The sequence below is a fragment of the Streptomyces sp. NPDC002446 genome (assembly GCF_053595675.1).
The window spans coordinates 39,451-57,410 of record NZ_JBSFYC010000043.1 but is presented as its reverse complement, the minus strand read 5'-3'; the positions used below and the strand labels follow the sequence as shown (position 1 = coordinate 57,410).

Here is a 17,960-nt window from a genome sequence, read left to right as displayed (position 1 = left end):
AGCCGCCGTCCAGCCCAAGGGGGTTGAGCCGGACAGCGGCCGATCCAGGGCTGACCTGGCGTCAACTATGCGCCGTTCGCCGCCTCTTCCCGGTGTTTGTCGGCGAGCTGCGGCGGCATCGGCTCATGCCGTACGTAGACCCGGGAGAACCGCCCGCTGCCGTGCGAGAGGGAGCGCAGATCGATGGCGTACCGGCCGATCTCGATCTCGGGCACCTCCGCGCGCACGACGGTGCGGCCCGCCCCGGACTGCTCGGTGCCCACGACCCGGCCGCGGCGGCCCGACAGATCGCTCATCACCGGACCGACGAAGTCGTCCGGAATCAGCACGCTCACCTCACAGACCGGTTCCAGGAGGTCGATGCGGACACCGGCGGCGGCCTCGCGCAGCGCCAGCGCGCCCGCCGTCTGGAACGCGGCGTCCGAGGAGTCGACCGAGTGCGCCTTGCCGTCGAGCAGCGTGACGCGGATGTCGACCAGCGGATGCCCGGCGGCCACCCCGCGTGCCGCCTGGGCGCGTACGCCCTTCTCGACGGACGGGATGAACTGCCGGGGCACCGCGCCGCCGACGACCTTGTCCACGAACTCGATGCCGGAGCCGCCCGGCAGCGGCTCCACCTCGATCTCGCAGATCGCGAACTGGCCGTGCCCGCCGGACTGCTTCACATGCCGCCCGCGGCCGGCGGAGGCCTCGCCGAAGGTCTCCCGGAGCGACACCTTGTGCGCGACCGTGTCCACCTGGACGCCGTAGCGGTTGCGCAGCCGCTCCAGTGCCACGTCGACATGGGCCTCGCCCAGGCACCACAGCACCACCTGATGGGTGTCCTGATTGTGCTCCAGGCGCATCGTCGGGTCCTCCGCCACCAGGCGGGCCAGGCCCTGCGAGAGCTTGTCCTCGTCGGCCTTGCTGTGTGCCCGGATGGCGACCGGCAGCAGCGGGTCCGGCATCGTCCAGGGCTCCATCAGGAGCGGACTGTCCTTGTCGGAGAGGGTGTCGCCGGTCTCGGCGCGGGACAGCTTCGCCACACACGCCAGATCGCCGGCGATCGCCTGGGGCAGCGGGCGCTGCTGCTTGCCGAACGGGGCGGACAGCGCGCCGACCCGCTCGTCGACGTCATGGTCCTCGTGGCCCCGGTCCTGCAGACCGTGGCCCGAGACGTGCACCGTCTCGTCCGGGCGCAGCGTGCCCGAGAAGACCCGCACCAGCGAGATCCGGCCGACGTACGGGTCCGAGGAGGTCTTGACCACCTCGGCCGCCAGCGGGCCGTCGGGATCGCAGGCCAGCGCGGGGCGCGGCGCGCCCTGCGGGGTGGTCACCTCGGGCGCCTCGCGCTCCGCCGGGGTCGGGAAGCCGCCGGTGACCAGCTCCAGCAGCTCGACGGTGCCCAGGCCCTGCCGGGAGCCCTCGGCGGCCGGTGCGGCGGCCAGTACGGGGTGGAAGGTGCCGCGGGCGACCGCCGTCTCCAGGTCCCCGATGAGCGTCTTGACGTCGATGTCCTCGCCGCCGAGGTAGCGGTCCATCAGGGACTCGTCCTCGCTCTCGGCGATGATCCCCTCGATGAGGCGGTTGCGGGCCTCCTCGATCAGCGGCAGCTCGTCCGCCGTCGGCTCACGTTCGGTGCGCTCGCCGGACGAGTAGTCGAAGACCCGCCGGGAGAGCAGGCCGATCAGGCCGTGGACGGGGGAGTGGCCGTCGGCGCCCGGCGTTCCGTACAGCGGCAGGTACAGCGGCAGCACCGCGTCCGGGTCCTCGCCGCCGAAGGCGCTCCGGCACAGCTCGGTCATCTCGTGGAAGTCGGCGCGGGACGCCTCCAGATGCGTGATGACCAGGGCCCGCGGCATACCGACGGCCGCGCACTCGTCCCAGACCATACGGGTCGCGCCGGCCACGCCGTCGGCCGCCGAGACAACGAAGAGGGCCGCGTCCGCGGCGCGCAGACCGGCCCTGAGCTCCCCGACGAAATCGGCGTATCCGGGGGTGTCCAAGATATTGATCTTGATTCCGCCCCAGTCCACCGGGACCAGGGACAGCTGTACGGAGCGTTGCTGGCGGTGCTCGATCTCGTCGTAGTCCGACAGACACCCACCGTCCTCGACGCGGCCCGCCCGGTTGACCGCGCCGGAAGCCAGCGCGAGGGCCTCGACCAGAGTGGTCTTTCCCGATCCGCTGTGGCCGACCAGCACCACGTTTCTCAGGGCCGTGGGCCGGTCGGCCGCTGATGCCCTGCCGGCGGCTCCCGGGTGTGTACTCGTCTTCTCGCTCATGTGTCTCGCCTCCAGGTCGACACTTTGCGGTGATTCGAGCTTTCCACCGGGGTCATGATGCGTCCATACGTGGCACACGGACCCGGCGCTCCCAAGGGGTACACGGGGCCCGTTCGCGCGCCCGGAGGCGCGTGGCGGCGACCCCGAGCCGCGGGATGCACCCTGCGCCGCGATGCCTTCGCGGCGGCCCGCGGCCTCGTGGCTACGATGGGCCAGCCGGTGGCCCCTTGACCTCGCGGCCCGTTTCGACCTCCGGGAAGGCCATGCTGAACAAGTACGCGCGTGCTTTCTTCACGCGTGTTCTCACGCCGTTCGCCGCCCTGCTCATCCGTATCGGCGTCAGCCCGGACGCGGTCACCCTCGTCGGCACCGGAGGCGTGGTGGCCGGCGCCCTGGTCTTCTACCCCCGGGGCGAGTTCTTCTGGGGCACGGTCGTGATCACCCTCTTCGTCTTCTCCGACCTGGTCGACGGCAACATGGCACGGCAGCTCGGCCGCTCCAGCCGCTGGGGGGCCTTCCTCGACTCCACCCTCGACCGGGTCGCCGACTCGGCGATCTTCGGCGGGCTCGCCCTGTGGTACGCGGGACGCGGCGAGAGCCTGGTGCTCTGCGGGATGGCGATCTTCTGCCTGGCCAGCGGGCAGGTGGTCTCGTACACCAAGGCGCGCGGTGAGGCCATCGGGCTGCCGGTCGACGTCAACGGGCTGGTGGAGCGCGCCGAGCGGCTGGTCATCACGCTGGTGGCCTGCGGGCTCTCGGGGCTGCACGCGTTCGGGGTGCCCGGCGTCGAGGTCCTGCTGCCGGTCGCGCTGTGGATCGTCGGCGTCGGCAGCGCGGTCACCCTCGGCCAGCGTGTGGTGACGGTACGCCGGGAGTCGGCCGAGGCCGACGCCCTCGCACAAGGGGGGAACTAGCGCATGAGTGCGCGCAAGAAGAGCGGTCCGCTGCGGATCGACACCGACAGGCTCACGGACGCGCTCTACGGCCTGGGCTGGAGCACCGTCAAGAAGCTGCCCGAAGGGGTCGCCGTACGGCTCGGCCGGCGGATCGCCGACACCGCCTGGAAGCGCCGCGGCAAGGGCGTCCTCCGCCTGGAGGCCAACCTCGCCCGGGTCGTCCCGGACGCCTCCGCCGAGCGCCTGGCCGAGCTCTCCCGGGCCGGAATGCGCTCGTACATGCGCTACTGGATGGAGTCCTTCCGGCTGCCGGCCTGGAGCGAGGACCGGATAAGGGCGGGCTTCGTGCCCGAGGGCGTGCACCACCTGCAGGAGGCGCTCAAGAGCGACCGCGGCGTCATCCTCGCCCTGCCCCACATGGGCAACTACGACCTCGCGGGCGCCTGGGTCACCACCAAGCTCAACACCCCCTTCACCACCGTCGCCGAGCGCCTCAAGCCGGAGTCCCTCTACGACCGCTTCGTCGCCTACCGCGAGGGCCTGGGCATGGAGGTGCTGCCGCACACCGGCGGCGCCGCCTTCGGCACGCTCGCCCGCCGGCTGCGGGCCGGCGGCCTGGTCTGCCTGGTCGCCGACCGTGATCTGTCCAGCTCCGGCATCCCGGTCAAGTTCTTCGGCGAGGAGACGAGGATGCCGGCCGGCCCCGCCATGCTCGCCGTACAGACCGGCGCGATGCTGCTGCCGGTCACCCTCTGGTACGACCGGACGCCCGTCATGCGCGGCCGCATCCACCCCGAGATCGAGGTCCCCGAGACCGGCACCCGCACCGAGAAGGCCGCCCTGATGACCCAGGCGCTCGCCGACACCTTCGCCTCCGGCATCGCCGACCACCCCGAGGACTGGCACATGCTCCAGCGGCTGTGGCTCGCCGACCTGGAGAACGAGAGGACACCGTGAAGATCGGCATCGTCTGCCCGTACGCCTGGGACGTCCCCGGCGGCGTCCAGTTCCACATCCGGGACCTGGCCGACCACCTGATCCGCCTGGGTCACGAGGTCTCCGTCCTCGCCCCCGCCGACGACGAGACGCCGCTCCCGCCGTACGTCGTCTCCGCCGGCCGCGCCGTCCCCGTCCCGTACAACGGCTCGGTCGCCCGCCTCAACTTCGGCTTCCTCTCCGCGGCCCGGGTCCGCCGCTGGCTGCAGAACGGCGCCTTCGACGTCATCCACATCCACGAACCGGCCTCCCCGTCGCTCGGCCTGCTCTCCTGCTGGGCCGCCCAGGGCCCGATCGTGGCGACCTTCCACACCTCCAACCCGCGCTCGCGGGCGATGATCGCCGCCTATCCGATCCTCCAGCCCGCCCTGGAGAAGATCAGCGCCCGCGTCGCGGTCAGCGAGTACGCCCGCCGCACCCTCGTCGAACACCTCGGCGGCGATGCGGTGGTCATCCCCAACGGCGTGGACGTCGACTTCTTCGCCCGCGCCGAGCCCAGGCCCGAGTGGCAGGGCCGGACCATCGGCTTCATCGGCCGCATCGACGAGCCGCGCAAGGGCCTTCCGGTCCTGATGAAGGCGCTGCCCAAGATCCTCGCCGAGGTGCCCGACGCCCGGCTGCTCGTCGCCGGCCGCGGTGACGAGGAGGAGGCCGTCGCCACCCTCCCCGCCGACCTGCGCTCCCGGGTGGAGTTCCTCGGCATGGTCACCGACGAGGACAAGGCGCGCCTGCTGCGGAGCGTCGACCTCTATGTCGCCCCCAATACGGGCGGCGAGTCCTTCGGCATCATCCTCGTGGAGGCGATGTCCGCCGGCGCACCCGTACTCGCCAGCGACCTCGACGCCTTCGCCCAGGTCCTCGACCAGGGCGAGGCCGGCGAGCTCTTCGCCAACGAGGACGCCGACGCGCTGGCCCGCGCCGCCGTACGCCTGCTGGGCGACCCCGCCCGCCTGGCGGAGCTGCGCGAACGCGGCAGCCGCCATGTCCGCCGCTTCGACTGGTCGACGGTCGGCGCCGACGTCCTCGCCGTCTACGAAACCGTCACCGCCGGCGCGGCCTCGGTGGCCACCGACGAACGCGTCGGCCTGCGGGCCCGGCGGTGGCTGGCGAAGGACTGACCAGGCGCCGCCCCGGGGCAGCTGCCGACGTACGGGTAACGTGACGGCCCGTGACCACCATCATCTGGATCGCGGTAGCGGTCGTCCTCATCGGTGTCTACCTCAGCTGGACGGCCGGCCGCCTGGACCGCCTGCACGCGCGCATCGACGCCGCCCGCGCGGCCCTCGACGCCCAGCTCCTGCGGCGTGCGTCCATCGCGCAGGAGGTCGGCACGTCGGGTGTCCTGGACCCCGCCGCCTCGATCGTCCTCTACCAGGCGGCGCACGAGGCCCGGCAGGCCGAGGAGGACCACCGCGAGGTCGCGGAGAGCGAGCTGAGCCAGACGCTGCGGGCGATCTTCGCGGAGGAGGCGCAGCTGGAGGCCGTACGGGAGGCACCCGGCGGCGAGCAGACGGTCGCCGAGCTCACCGCCGCGGTCCGGCGCGTCCCGATGGCCCGCCGCTTCCACAACGACGCCGTACGGGCCGCGCGTGCCGTCCGCCGCCACCGGGTGGTGCGGGTCTTCCGGCTGGCCGGGCACGCGCCGTTCCCGCTGGCCTTCGAGATGGACGACGAGCCGCCGGCCGTCCTCGACGACCGCTCGGCCGGCGGCTGAGGCCCTCGCCGGGGAGCCGTCGGCCGCCCCGGCCGGGGCCACTGCAGGCCTCAACGAGCCACCGGCTGCGAATTGGCCCTTTTCTCCGGTCCCTCACCGAGGGTTGTGTGTGCGGCACGTTCAACCACCCGCACTGAGTGAGGTCAAACCGTGTCCAGCACGCCCACCACGCCCCAGAACCCCGAGACCGGGACCGCACGCGTCAAGCGCGGCATGGCCGAGCAGCTCAAGGGCGGCGTGATCATGGACGTCGTCACGCCGGAAGAGGCGAAGATCGCCGAGGACGCGGGCGCCGTCGCCGTCATGGCCCTGGAGCGGGTCCCCGCCGACATCCGCAAGGACGGCGGCGTGGCCCGCATGTCGGACCCCGACATGATCGACGGCATCATCGACGCCGTCTCCATCCCGGTCATGGCCAAGTCCCGGATCGGCCACTTCGTCGAGGCCCAGGTCCTGCAGTCGCTCGGCGTCGACTACATCGACGAGTCCGAGGTCCTCACCCCCGCCGACGAGGTCAACCACTCCGACAAGTGGGCCTTCACCACCCCCTTCGTGTGCGGTGCCACCAACCTGGGCGAGGCGCTGCGCCGGATCGCCGAAGGCGCCGCCATGATCCGCTCCAAGGGCGAGGCCGGCACCGGCAACGTCGTCGAGGCGGTCCGCCACCTGCGCCAGATCAAGGCCGAGATCGCCAAGCTGCGCGGCTGTGACAACAACGAGCTGTACGCCGCCGCCAAGGAGCTGCGCGCCCCGTACGAGCTGGTCAAGGAGGTCGCGGAGCTCGGCAAGCTGCCGGTCGTGCTGTTCTCCGCCGGCGGTGTGGCCACCCCGGCCGACGCCGCGCTGATGCGCCAGCTCGGCGCCGAGGGCGTGTTCGTCGGCTCCGGCATCTTCAAGTCCGGCGACCCGGCCAAGCGCGCCGCCGCGATCGTGAAGGCCACCACCTTCTACGACGACCCCAAGGTCATTGCGGACGTCTCCCGCAACCTGGGCGAGGCCATGGTCGGCATCAACTGCGACACCCTCCCCGAGGCCGAGCGCTACGCCAACCGCGGCTGGTGACGGTACGTACATGAGTACTCCCACGATCGGTGTGCTGGCCCTCCAGGGCGACGTCCGCGAGCACCTCACGGCGCTCGCGGCCGCCGACGCCCTGGCGCGGCCGGTGCGCCGCCCCGAGGAACTGGACGAGGTCGACGGCCTGGTCATACCGGGCGGCGAGTCCACCACGATGTCCAAGCTGGCGATCGTCTTCGGCATGCTGGAGCCGCTGCGCGCGTTCGTGCGCGCGGGCAAGCCGGTCTACGGGACCTGCGCCGGCATGATCATGCTCGCGGACAAGCTGCTGGACGCCCGCGAGGACCAGGAGACGCTCGGCGGCATCGACATGATCGTGCGCCGCAACGCGTTCGGACGGCAGAACGAGTCCTTCGAGGCGGCCATCGACGTCGACGGCATCCCCGGCGGACCGGTCGAGGGCGTCTTCATCCGGGCGCCCTGGGTCGAGTCGGTCGGCGGCGCGGTCGAGGTCCTGGCGACGTACGACGGGCACACCGTGGCCGTGCGGCAGGGTAACGTCCTCGCCACGTCGTTCCACCCGGAGCTCACCGGCGACCACCGCGTCCACGGGCTGTTCGTCGAGATGGTGCGCAGCGTGACTGTGTAACACCGCGTCACCCGGCCCCGGTAGGATCTATGGCGTTCGTTTCAGAAGTTGGTTACGCGAAGGAGACAGGCGGATGTCCGGCCACTCTAAATGGGCTACGACGAAGCACAAGAAGGCCGTGATCGATGCCAAGCGCGGCAAGCTCTTCGCGAAGCTGATCAAGAACATCGAGGTCGCGGCCCGTACGGGCGGTGCCGACCCGGACGGCAACCCGACCCTCTTCGACGCCATCCAGAAGGCCAAGAAGAGCTCGGTGCCCAACAAGAACATCGACTCCGCGGTCAAGCGCGGTGCGGGCCTGGAGGCCGGCGGCGCCGACTACGAGACCATCATGTACGAGGGCTACGGCCCCAACGGTGTCGCGGTGCTCATCGAGTGCCTCACCGACAACCGCAACCGTGCCGCCTCGGACGTCCGCGTCGCCATGACCCGCAACGGCGGTTCGATGGCCGACCCGGGCTCGGTCTCGTACCTGTTCAACCGCAAGGGCGTGGTGATCGTCCCCAAGGGTGAACTGACCGAGGACGACGTGCTGGGCGCGGTGCTGGACGCCGGTGCCGAGGAGGTCAACGACCTCGGTGAGTCCTTCGAGGTGCTCAGCGAGGCCACCGACCTGGTCGCGGTCCGTACCGCGCTCCAGGAGGCCGGCATCGACTACGACTCGGCCGACGCCAACTTCGTCCCGACCATGCAGGTCGAGCTGGAGGAAGAGGGCGCGCGCAAGATCTTCAAGCTGATCGACGCGCTGGAGGACAGCGACGACGTGCAGAACGTCTTCGCCAACTTCGACGTCCCGGACGACGTGATGGCCAAGGTCGACGCCTGAGTTCCGCGCCATCGCGCGGCCGCGCCGCCGTTCGCACACGGGCCGACGGGGAACACACCCCCGTCGGCCCGTCGCGTTGTCAGTGGCACCCGATACTGTGCTGAGCAGGGGATCTTCCGCCCCCCCGCGGGGGAGCGGGGGACGAAACGGTACGGCGTGAGGGGAGGGGCAGCGTGAAGGTGCTCGGGGTGGACCCGGGGCTGACCCGGTGCGGGGTCGGCGTGGTGGAAGGCCTGGCCGGCCGCCCGCTGAAGATGGCCGGCGTCGGCGTCGTCCGCACCCCGGCGGACGCCGACATCGCCCACCGGCTGGTCCTCATCGAGCGCGGCATCGACGAGTGGCTCGATGCGCACCGCCCCGAATTCGTCGCCGTGGAGCGGGTCTTCAGCCAGCACAACGTCCGTACGGTCATGGGCACCGCCCAGGCCAGCGCGGTCGCCATGCTGTGCGCGGCGCGCCGCGGACTGCCGGTCGCGCTGCACACCCCCAGCGAGGTCAAGGCGGCTGTCACGGGCTCGGGCCGGGCCGACAAGGCCCAGGTCGGCGCCATGGTCACGCGCCTGCTGCGGCTCGACGCGCCACCGAAACCGGCCGACGCCGCGGACGCCCTCGCCCTCGCCATCTGCCACATCTGGCGGGCTCCCGCGGTCAACCGCCTCCAGCAGGCCCAGGCCGCCGCCCGCCGCACCTCCGCTCCCGTCCGCACGCTGAAGGGCTCCCGATGATCGCCTTTGTCTCCGGCCCGGTCGCGGCCCTGGCTCCCGATACCGCCGTCGTCGAGGTCGGCGGTATCGGCATGGCCGTCCAGTGCACCCCGACCACGCTCGCCGCGCTGCGCATCGGACAGCCGGCCAAGCTCGCCACCTCCCTCGTCGTCCGCGAGGACTCGCTCACGCTCTACGGTTTCTCCGACGACGACGAGCGGCAGACGTTCGAGCTGCTGCAGACCGCCAGCGGCGTGGGTCCCCGGCTCGCCCAGGCCATGCTCGCGGTGCATTCACCGGACGCGCTGCGCCGCGCGGTCGCCACCGGTGACGAGAAGGCGCTCACCGCCGTGCCCGGCATCGGCAAGAAGGGCGCGCAGAAGCTGCTCCTGGAGCTCAAGGACCGGCTCGGCGAGCCGGTGGGCAGCGGCCCCGCCGTCGGCAGCGCCGTCACGGCCGGCTGGCGCGACCAGCTGCAGGCCGCCCTGATCGGGCTCGGGTACGCCACCCGCGAGGCGGACGAGGCGGTCACCGCGGTCGCCCCGCAGGCCGAGGCGGCGCTCGCCGCGGGCGGCGCACCCCAGGTACCGCAGCTGCTCAAGGCCGCCCTGCAGACCCTCAACCGCGCCCGGTGACCGCCGCCACCGGGGCCGTGGGCCCCCGACCGTACGACCACGAAGGCGGCCCGGCCGCCCCGACCCCGCGAGGCAATCCGCAGTGAACTGGGACGAGACCGCACCGCCCGCCGAGGACACCGCCCCCGGCGGCCCGGACCGGCTGGTCGGGGCCGACGCGGACGGCGAGGACACCGCCGTCGAGGCCGCGCTGCGGCCCAAGGACCTCGCCGAGTTCGTGGGCCAGGAGCGGGTGCGCGAACAGCTCGACCTGGTGCTGCGCGCGGCCCGTGCCCGCGGCGCCACCGCCGATCACGTCCTGCTGTCCGGAGCGCCGGGCCTGGGCAAGACCACCCTCTCGATGATCATCGCCGCCGAGATGGGCGCCCCGATCCGGATCACCTCCGGCCCCGCCATCCAGCACGCCGGCGATCTCGCCGCGATCCTCTCCTCCCTCCAGGAGGGCGAGGTCCTCTTCCTCGACGAGATCCACCGGATGTCCCGGCCCGCCGAGGAGATGCTCTACATGGCGATGGAGGACTTCCGCGTCGACGTGATCGTCGGCAAGGGCCCGGGGGCCACCGCCATCCCGCTGGAGCTCCCGCCGTTCACGCTGGTCGGGGCCACGACCCGGGCCGGTCTGCTGCCGCCCCCGCTGCGCGACCGCTTCGGCTTCACCGCCCACATGGAGTTCTACGCCCCCGCCGAGCTGCAGCGGGTCATCCACCGCTCCGCCGGGCTGCTCGACGTCGAGATAGAGCCCGAGGGCGCCGCCGAGATCGCCGGCCGCTCCCGCGGCACCCCCCGTATCGCCAACCGCCTGCTGCGCCGGGTCCGCGACTACGCCCAGGTCAAGGCGGACGGCCTGATCACCCGCGAGATCGCCGCGCAGGCCCTGGGGGTCTACGAGGTCGACGTCCGCGGGCTGGACCGCCTCGACCGCGCGGTGCTCACCGCCCTGCTGAAGCTCTTCGGCGGCGGCCCGGTGGGCCTGTCGACGCTGGCGGTCGCGGTGGGGGAGGAGCGCGAGACGGTCGAGGAGGTCGCCGAGCCGTTCCTCGTACGCGAGGGACTGCTGGCCAGGACCCCCCGGGGACGTATCGCGACGCCGGCCGCCTGGACCCATCTCGGGCTGGTCCCGCCGCAGCAGCAAGCGGGCGGAAACGGACAGCAGGGCTTGTTCGGGGTGTGACGGCGCGGAGACTCGCCCGGCCAGGAACTGCGGTGCGATGCTGGGCGTTGTTCCAGTGGTGGGGACTCGCTTAGACTCCGCCGATGCCAGTCCGCAGGGCCGGCATACCCACCCCCGATAAATGAGGCCGCGGCTTGCGCGGTCGTGTGAAGGATATCCGTCCCGTGCCCAATATCGTCACTCTCCTCCCCTTCATCGTCCTCATCGGGGCCATGTTCCTGATGACGCGGTCCGCCAAGAAGAAGCAGCAGGCGGCCGTGGAGATGCGCAACCAGATGCAGCCGGGCGCCGGCGTGCGGACCATCGGTGGCATGTACGCCACCGTCAAGGAGGTCCACGACGACACCGTCCTCCTGGAGGTCGCCCCCGGCGTGCACGCCATCTACGCCAAGAACGCCGTTGGCGCGGTGCTTGCGGACGAGGAGTACAACCGCATTCTGGACGGTGCTGACCCGGTCCACGCCGACGAGCCGGTCGTCCCCGACGACGCCTCCTCGCTGACCGGCGACACCGCCACCGAGACGGGTGAAAAGGCCGCCAAGATCGAGCTGGGCAAGGCCGAGACCCCGGCCGACGCCGAGCCGGCTGCCGATCAGCCCGCCGCCGACAAGGCCGACAAGGACACCGTCAAGGCAGACGCCGACGCCGCCAAGGAGGACAAGAAGGCCGGCGGCGACGACGCCAAGTAGTCCATCCCACGGAACCGCGGAGCACGTCGAGTCGTGCACCGCGGTTCCGGGACGGTCTAGGCTCCGGCGGGGGCAGGTCCGCACAAGACTTCGTGGCCACTCGGCCGACACCCCGGGCCGAGGGGTTGGACAGGGAGAAACGAGAAGGTGGCAGCACCGAAGAAGGGCCGCAGGGCGCCCGCGAGCCAGGGGCATCCGGGCCGCACCCTGCTGCTGGTCCTGATCGCGATGGTGGGGCTGGTCGGAGGCATGTTCTACTCCGGCACGCTGACCCCCCGGCTGGGTATCGACCTGGCGGGCGGTACGAGCTTCACGCTGGCGGCCCAGAACCAGCCGGGCAAGCCCAACGCGATCAACGAGACCAACATGAACACCGCCGCCGGCATCATGGAGCGGCGGGTCAACGGTCTCGGTGTGACCGAGTCCGAGGTCCAGACGCAGGGCAGCAACCACATCATCGTGAACATCCCCAAGGGGACGGACGCGAAGCAGGCCCGCCAGCAGGTCGGTACCACCGCCCAGCTCGGTTTCCGGCCGGTGCTGACCACCACCGTGGGCACCAAGACCCCCGAGCCCAGCCCCTCCAAGAGCGGTGCGAAGGACACGGGCAAGGGTGACAAGGCGTCCGGCGACAAGGCCGACGACAAGCCGGGCACCGAGCAGAACGCCTCCTCGTCGCAGTCGCCGAGCGCCAAGCCGACGACGCAGGGCCGCGCCGTGACGGACGCGCTGAAGAAGGCGCCGTCCGCCAAGCCCACTCCGTCCGGCTCGGCCAAGCCCTCCGCACCGCCGGCCCCGCCGTCGGTCCCCGGTGCCCAGCAGCTCCCGGCGGCCCTCCAGAAGCAGCTGGACGCGCTGGACTGCTCCACCAAGAAGAGCCGCGCCGTGGCCGGTGAGAAGGCCGCCGGCGCCAAGCCGTCCGACCCGATCGTGGCCTGCAAGGACGACGGCGCCCAGAAGTACGCGCTCGGCCCGATCGCCGTCGAGGGCACGGACGTCAAGGACGCCAAGGCCGTCTTCGACAGCCAGACCGGCCAGGGCTGGATCGTCCAGATGGACTTCACCTCCGAGGGCGGCAAGAAGTTCGCGGACATCACCGGCAAGCTCGCCACCAAGGCGCCGCCGCAGAACCAGTTCGCGATCGTCCTGGACGGCGCGGTGGTCTCCGACCCGCGGGTCACCGAGCGGCTCAACGGCGGTAACGCCACCATCTCCGGCGGCTTCACCCAGCAGAGCGCCGAGGACCTCGGCAACATGCTGTCGTACGGTGCGCTGCCCCTCTCCTTCAAGATCGACGACGAGACCACGGTCACCGCGGCCCTCGGCGGCGAGCAGCTGCACGCCGGTCTGATCGCCGGCGCCATCGGCCTCGCGCTGGTCGTCATCTACCTCATCGCCTACTACCGGGGCCTGGCGCTGGTCGCGCTGGCGAGCCTGTGCGCCTCGGCGATCCTGACGTACACGATCATGACGCTGCTGGGCCCGGCCATCGGCTTCGCGCTGAACCTCCCGGCGGTCTGCGGCGCCATCGTCGCCATCGGCATCACCGCCGACTCGTTCATCGTCTACTTCGAACGCATCCGGGACGAGATCCGCGAGGGACGCACACTGCGCCCGGCCGTCGAGCGCGGCTGGCCGCGGGCCCGCCGCACGATCCTGGTCTCCGACTTCGTGTCGTTCCTGGCCGCCGCGGTGCTGTTCATCGTCACCGTCGGCAAGGTGCAGGGCTTCGCCTTCACCCTCGGCCTGACCACCGTCCTCGACGTCGTGGTGGTCTTCCTCTTCACCAAGCCGCTGATGACGCTGCTGGCCCGGCGGAAGTTCTTCGCCGACGGACACTCCTGGTCCGGCCTCGACCCCAAGCGCCTGGGCGCCAAGCCGCCGCTGCGCCGTCGTCGCACCGCCCCCACCCAGACGAAGGAGGCGTGAGATGTCCAAGCTCGGAAACATCGGCGCCCGGCTCTACCGCGGTGAGGTCGGCTACGACTTCATCGGCAAGCGGAAGATCTGGTACGGCATCTCGATCCTCATCACCATCACGGCCATCGTCGGCCTGGCGGTGCGCGGTCTGAACATGGGCATCGAGTTCTCCGGCGGCGCGGTCTTCACCACCCCGAAGACCTCCGTGACCGCCTCGGAGGCCCAGCACAAGGCCGAGTCGGCGGCGGGCGGCCGCCAGGCCCTGGTGCAGAAGCTCGGCGGCGGTGCGCTGCGCATCCAGATCAGCGGCCTGGACACCAAGCAGGCGGTGCCGGTCCAGGAGGAGCTCGCCAAGGACCTGAAGGTTCCGGTCAAGGACGTCAACACCCAGCTGGTCGGCCCGAGCTGGGGTGAGCAGATCGCCAACAAGGCCTGGCTGGGCCTGGGGATCTTCATGATCCTGGTGGTGCTCTATCTGGCCATCGCGTTCGAATGGCGGATGGCGCTCGCCGCCCTGATCGCGCTCATCCACGACCTCACGATCACGGTCGGCATCTACGCCCTGGTCGGTTTCGAGGTCACCCCCGGCACGGTCATCGGTCTGCTGACCATCCTCGGTTACTCCCTGTACGACACGGTCGTCGTCTTCGACAGCCTCAAGGAAGCCTCCAAGGACATCACCAAACAGAGCCGCTTCACCTACAGCGAGATCGCCAACCGCTCGATCAACAGCACCCTGGTGCGGTCGATCAACACCACGGTCGTGGCGCTGCTGCCGGTCGCCGGTCTGCTGTTCGTCGGCGGCGGTGTGCTGGGCGCGGGCATGCTCAACGACATCTCGCTGGCCCTGTTCGTCGGTCTGGCCGCCGGTGCGTACTCCTCGATCTTCATCGCCACCCCGCTGGTCGCCGACTTCAAGAACGCCGAGCCGGAGATGAAGGCGCTGGCCAAGCGCGTCAAGGCGAAGCGCGCCGCCGCGGCGGCCAAGGCCGCGAGCCAGGAGAACGCGCAGGACGCCGGCTCCGGCGCGGAGGTCGCCGAGGAGGGCGACGGCACCGCGGTCGTCGGACCGCGCGGCCAGTCCGCCCCCCGGGGCCGCGGTCGCGGCGGCTCGTCGGGCAAGCGCCGATGAGCGCCTCCGCAGCCCTGAGGGAGCTGCTGCTCAGCAAGATCTCCGATGTGCCGGACTACCCGCAGCCGGGCGTGATGTTCAAGGACATCACCCCGCTGCTGGCCGACCCGGCCGCCTTCGGCGCGCTCACCGACGCCTTCGCCGAGCTGTGCGCACGGCATCGCGCCGACAAGGTGGTGGGCCTGGAGGCTCGCGGCTTCATCCTCGCCGCCCCGGTCGCGGTCCGCGCCGGCATCGGCTTCGTCCCCGTCCGCAAGGCGGGCAAGCTGCCCGGCGAGACCCTCGGCCAGGCCTACGAGCTGGAGTACGGCACCGCCGAGATCGAGATCCACGCCGATGCGCTGGCTCCCGGCGACCGGGTGCTGGTGATCGACGACGTGCTCGCCACCGGCGGCACGGCCGATGCGTCGGTGCAGCTCATCCGGCGCGCGGGCGCCGAGGTCGCGGGCCTGGCGGTGCTGCTGGAGCTGGGCTTCCTGGCCGGGCGGCAGCGGCTGGAGCCGGGTCTGAAGGGCGCTCCGCTGGAGGCTCTGATCACGGTCTGAGCCCGCTCCGGGCGGCACACGCGCACCACATGAGCAGCAGGGGCATCCGGAAGAATCCGGGTGCCCCTGCTGCTGTGTCATGTACGGACCCATGGCCGCGGGGGAGCCGCGGCCGCGGGCTCGATACCATGGCACCCCGACCCGTTCGAGGTCCTGGGGTCCGGAACCGCTTGAGGAGTGCTCTTGCCAGACGAGGCCCAGCCGCTCTCCCCCGGACTGCGTCCGACGGGATCCGATGCCGCGCGCGCGGACGAGCCGAAGCCGGTGAACGCGGCTTCCCCGGACGCGCCCAAGCCCGAGCGGCCCGGCGAACCCGACGGGAACGCGGGGCCCCGGCCCCCCGCCGGCCGGCCCGCCACCTCCGCCCCGGCCCGCGCGCCCAAGCCGCCCGCCAAGGCCGCCCAGCCCGCCGCGGCCAAGCCGCTGCCGCCGGCCCCGGCCGGCCGCTCCGGTTCGCCCAACCGCGTACGGGCCCGCCTCGCCCGGCTGGGCGTCCAGCGCTCCAGCCCGTACAACCCGGTCCTGGAGCCGCTGCTGCGGGCCGTCCGCGGCAACGACCCCAAGATCGAGACCGCGACGCTGCGCCAGGTCGAGCGGGCCTACCAGGTCGCCGAGCGCTGGCACCGCGGCCAGAAGCGCAAGAGCGGCGACCCGTACATCACCCATCCGCTCGCGGTCACCACCATCCTCGCCGAGCTGGGCATGGACCCGGCGACGCTGATGGCGGGCCTGCTGCACGACACCGTCGAGGACACCGAGTACGGCCTGGACACCCTCCGCCGCGACTTCGGCGACCAGGTCGCGCTGCTGGTCGACGGCGTCACCAAGCTCGACAAGGTCAAGTTCGGCGAGGCCGCGCAGGCCGAGACGGTCCGCAAGATGGTCGTCGCGATGGCCAAGGACCCGCGCGTCCTGGTCATCAAGCTCGCCGACCGGCTGCACAACATGCGCACCATGCGCTACCTCAAGCGCGAGAAGCAGGAGAAGAAGGCGCGCGAGACGCTGGAGATCTACGCGCCGCTCGCCCATCGCCTGGGCATGAACACCATCAAGTGGGAGCTGGAGGACCTCGCCTTCGCGATCCTCTACCCCAAGATGTACGACGAGATCGTGCGGCTGGTCGCCGAGCGGGCGCCCAAGCGCGACGAGTACCTGGCGATAGTGACCGACGAGGTCCAGGCCGATCTGCGCGCCGCCCGCATCAAGGCCACCGTCACCGGCCGCCCCAAGCACTACTACAGCGTCTACCAGAAGATGATCGTGCGCGGCCGCGACTTCGCCGAGATCTACGACCTGGTGGGCATCCGCGTCCTCGTCGACACCGTCCGCGACTGCTACGCCGCCCTCGGCACCATCCACGCGCGATGGAACCCGGTCCCCGGCCGGTTCAAGGACTACATCGCGATGCCGAAGTTCAACATGTACCAGTCGCTGCACACGACGGTCATCGGCCCCAGCGGCAAGCCGGTCGAGCTGCAGATCCGCACCTTCGACATGCACCGCCGCGCCGAGTACGGCATCGCCGCGCACTGGAAGTACAAGCAGGAGGCGGTGGCCGGCGCCTCCAAGATCCGTACGGACGTACCGAAGTCCACCGCCGGCAAGGCCGGCAAGGACAGCGCCGCCGTCAACGACATGGCCTGGCTGCGGCAGCTGCTGGACTGGCAGAAGGAGACCGAGGACCCGGGCGAGTTCCTGGAGTCGCTGCGCTTCGATCTGTCCCGCAACGAGGTCTTCGTCTTCACGCCGAAGGGCGACGTGATAGCGCTGCCGGCCGGCGCCACGCCCGTCGACTTCGCCTACGCGGTGCACACCGAGGTCGGCCACCGCACGATAGGGGCGCGGGTCAACGGGCGCCTCGTACCGCTCGAATCGACCCTGGACAACGGCGATCTGGTGGAGGTCTTCACCTCCAAGGCCACGGGTGCCGGACCGTCCAGGGACTGGCTCGGCTTCGTCAAGTCCCCGCGCGCCCGCAACAAGATCCGCGGCTGGTTCTCCAAGGAGCGCCGCGACGAGGCCATCGAGCAGGGCAAGGACGCCATCGCGCGCGCCATGCGCAAGCAGAACCTGCCGATCCAGCGGATCCTGACCGGCGACTCCCTGGTGACCCTCGCGCACGAGATGCGCTACCCCGACATCTCGTCGCTGTACGCGGCCATCGGCGAGGGCCATGTCGCCGCGCAGGGCGTCGTCCAGAAGCTGGTGCAGGCGCTCGGCGGCCAGGACGAGGCCACCGAGGACATCGCCGAGTCCACCCCGATCCGGCCGCGCTCCAAGCGCCGCTCCAGCGCCGACCCCGGCGTGGTCGTCAAGGGCGTCGACGATGTCTGGGTCAAGCTCGCCCGCTGCTGTACGCCGGTGCCGGGCGACCCCATCATCGGCTTCGTCACCCGCGGCAGCGGCGTCTCGGTGCACCGTGCGGACTGCGTCAACGTCGACTCGCTGTCCCGGCAGCCGGAGCGGATCCTGGACGTCGAGTGGGCGCCCACCCAGTCCTCGGTCTTCCTGGTCGCCATCCAGGTCGAGGCGCTGGACCGCTCCCGGCTCCTGTCGGACGTCACGCGGGTCCTGTCGGACCAGCACGTCAACATCCTCTCGGCGGCCGTCCAGACCTCCCGCGACCGCGTCGCCGCCTCCCGCTTCACGTTCGAGATGGGCGACCCGAAGCATCTGGGGCATGTGCTCAAGGCGGTCCGGGGCGTGGAGGGCGTCTACGACGTCTACCGGGTGACGTCGGCCCGTAGGCCGTAGCTGCGTCACGAGAAGAGGGCCTCGGTACCTATGTACCGAGGCCCTTTC

16 protein-coding genes are annotated in these 17,960 nt (G+C 71.4%); 15 read left to right on the top strand and 1 reads right to left on the bottom strand.

The features are described 5' to 3' along the window. Positions 1 to 65 precede the first annotated feature (65 nt). Positions 66 to 2,264 carry an elongation factor G-like protein EF-G2 gene (locus ACWD6P_RS23510; protein WP_451446114.1) on the bottom strand — a complete coding sequence of 733 codons (2,199 nt, stop codon included), beginning with the start codon at positions 2,262 to 2,264 and terminating at the stop codon, positions 66 to 68. Between the two features lie 263 nt (positions 2,265 to 2,527). Here ACWD6P_RS23510 and pgsA point away from each other — a divergent pair, with 263 nt between their 5' ends. The 15 genes from pgsA (at position 2,528) to ACWD6P_RS23435 (ending at position 17,912) form a co-directional block, all read left to right on the top strand. Beyond that, positions 2,528 to 3,178, top strand: coding sequence for a phosphatidylinositol phosphate synthase (pgsA, locus tag ACWD6P_RS23505; protein ID WP_451446113.1), 651 nt, complete (start codon positions 2,528 to 2,530; stop codon positions 3,176 to 3,178). A 3-nt stretch (positions 3,179 to 3,181) separates the two neighbouring features. Then, positions 3,182 to 4,117 (top strand): phosphatidylinositol mannoside acyltransferase, encoded by a 936-nt coding sequence (locus ACWD6P_RS23500; protein ID WP_451446112.1) that lies wholly within the window; start codon positions 3,182 to 3,184, stop codon positions 4,115 to 4,117. Continuing rightward, positions 4,114 to 5,274 (top strand): glycosyltransferase family 4 protein, encoded by a 1,161-nt coding sequence (locus ACWD6P_RS23495; RefSeq protein ID WP_451446111.1) that lies wholly within the window; start codon positions 4,114 to 4,116, stop codon positions 5,272 to 5,274. Before ACWD6P_RS23500 ends, ACWD6P_RS23495 begins: the two co-directional genes overlap by 4 nt. Before the next feature lie 50 nt (positions 5,275 to 5,324). Further along, on the top strand, positions 5,325 to 5,870 hold the full coding sequence (locus ACWD6P_RS23490; protein ID WP_451446110.1) for a hypothetical protein: 546 nt from the start codon (positions 5,325 to 5,327) through the stop codon (positions 5,868 to 5,870). Positions 5,871 to 6,020: 150 nt separating this feature from the next. Continuing rightward, positions 6,021 to 6,932 carry a pyridoxal 5'-phosphate synthase lyase subunit PdxS gene (pdxS, locus tag ACWD6P_RS23485; RefSeq protein ID WP_451446109.1) on the top strand — a complete coding sequence of 304 codons (912 nt, stop codon included), beginning with the start codon at positions 6,021 to 6,023 and terminating at the stop codon, positions 6,930 to 6,932. A gap of 10 nt (positions 6,933 to 6,942) precedes the next feature. Further along, complete coding sequence (gene pdxT, locus ACWD6P_RS23480) at positions 6,943 to 7,536, top strand: pyridoxal 5'-phosphate synthase glutaminase subunit PdxT (RefSeq protein WP_451446108.1); 594 nt, start codon at positions 6,943 to 6,945, stop codon at positions 7,534 to 7,536. 73 nt (positions 7,537 to 7,609) lie between these two features. Continuing rightward, positions 7,610 to 8,362 carry a YebC/PmpR family DNA-binding transcriptional regulator gene (locus tag ACWD6P_RS23475; RefSeq protein WP_030415315.1) on the top strand — a complete coding sequence of 251 codons (753 nt, stop codon included), beginning with the start codon at positions 7,610 to 7,612 and terminating at the stop codon, positions 8,360 to 8,362. Between the two features lie 173 nt (positions 8,363 to 8,535). Further along, positions 8,536 to 9,087: a crossover junction endodeoxyribonuclease RuvC gene (ruvC, locus tag ACWD6P_RS23470; RefSeq protein ID WP_451446107.1), complete on the top strand. Its 552-nt coding sequence runs from the start codon at positions 8,536 to 8,538 to the stop codon at positions 9,085 to 9,087. Then, entirely contained in the window at positions 9,084 to 9,701 is a 618-nt protein-coding gene (ruvA, locus tag ACWD6P_RS23465; RefSeq protein ID WP_451446106.1) for a Holliday junction branch migration protein RuvA, read from the top strand. Before ruvC ends, ruvA begins: the two co-directional genes overlap by 4 nt. An 82-nt stretch (positions 9,702 to 9,783) precedes the next feature. Continuing rightward, on the top strand, positions 9,784 to 10,872 hold the full coding sequence (gene ruvB / locus ACWD6P_RS23460) for a Holliday junction branch migration DNA helicase RuvB (RefSeq protein ID WP_451446105.1): 1,089 nt from the start codon (positions 9,784 to 9,786) through the stop codon (positions 10,870 to 10,872). Positions 10,873 to 11,036: 164 nt separating this feature from the next. Continuing rightward, positions 11,037 to 11,561, top strand: a complete 525-nt coding sequence (gene yajC, locus ACWD6P_RS23455) for a preprotein translocase subunit YajC (protein WP_451446104.1) — start codon at positions 11,037 to 11,039, stop codon at positions 11,559 to 11,561. Positions 11,562 to 11,708: 147 nt separating this feature from the next. Next, the gene (gene secD, locus ACWD6P_RS23450; RefSeq protein ID WP_451446103.1) at positions 11,709 to 13,490 is read left to right on the top strand and encodes a protein translocase subunit SecD; all 1,782 of its coding nucleotides are present in this window, start codon (positions 11,709 to 11,711) and stop codon (positions 13,488 to 13,490) included. Position 13,491: 1 nt separating this feature from the next. Continuing rightward, positions 13,492 to 14,613 carry a protein translocase subunit SecF gene (gene secF, locus ACWD6P_RS23445; RefSeq protein WP_451446102.1) on the top strand — a complete coding sequence of 374 codons (1,122 nt, stop codon included), beginning with the start codon at positions 13,492 to 13,494 and terminating at the stop codon, positions 14,611 to 14,613. Continuing rightward, positions 14,610 to 15,158, top strand: coding sequence for an adenine phosphoribosyltransferase (locus ACWD6P_RS23440; RefSeq protein WP_451446101.1), 549 nt, complete (start codon positions 14,610 to 14,612; stop codon positions 15,156 to 15,158). The genes secF and ACWD6P_RS23440 overlap by 4 nt, the downstream gene beginning before the upstream one ends. 216 nt (positions 15,159 to 15,374) lie before the next feature. Then, on the top strand, positions 15,375 to 17,912 hold the full coding sequence (locus ACWD6P_RS23435; RefSeq protein ID WP_451446125.1) for a RelA/SpoT family protein: 2,538 nt from the start codon (positions 15,375 to 15,377) through the stop codon (positions 17,910 to 17,912). The last annotated feature ends 48 nt before the right edge of the window (positions 17,913 to 17,960 follow it).

Bases quoted from the DNA above. Each gene is read 5' to 3' on its own strand.
- ACWD6P_RS23510 (WP_451446114.1), bottom strand. From the start codon at position 2,264: ATGAGCGAGAAGACGAGTACACACCCGGGAGCCGCCGGCAGGGCATCA.
- pgsA (WP_451446113.1), top strand. From the start codon at position 2,528: ATGCTGAACAAGTACGCGCGTGCTTTCTTCACGCGTGTTCTCACGCCG.
- ACWD6P_RS23500 (WP_451446112.1), top strand. From the start codon at position 3,182: ATGAGTGCGCGCAAGAAGAGCGGTCCGCTGCGGATCGACACCGACAGG.
- pdxT (WP_451446108.1), top strand. From the start codon at position 6,943: ATGAGTACTCCCACGATCGGTGTGCTGGCCCTCCAGGGCGACGTCCGC.
- ACWD6P_RS23475 (WP_030415315.1), top strand. From the start codon at position 7,610: ATGTCCGGCCACTCTAAATGGGCTACGACGAAGCACAAGAAGGCCGTG.
- ruvA (WP_451446106.1), top strand. From the start codon at position 9,084: ATGATCGCCTTTGTCTCCGGCCCGGTCGCGGCCCTGGCTCCCGATACC.
- secF (WP_451446102.1), top strand. From the start codon at position 13,492: ATGTCCAAGCTCGGAAACATCGGCGCCCGGCTCTACCGCGGTGAGGTC.
- ACWD6P_RS23440 (WP_451446101.1), top strand. From the start codon at position 14,610: ATGAGCGCCTCCGCAGCCCTGAGGGAGCTGCTGCTCAGCAAGATCTCC.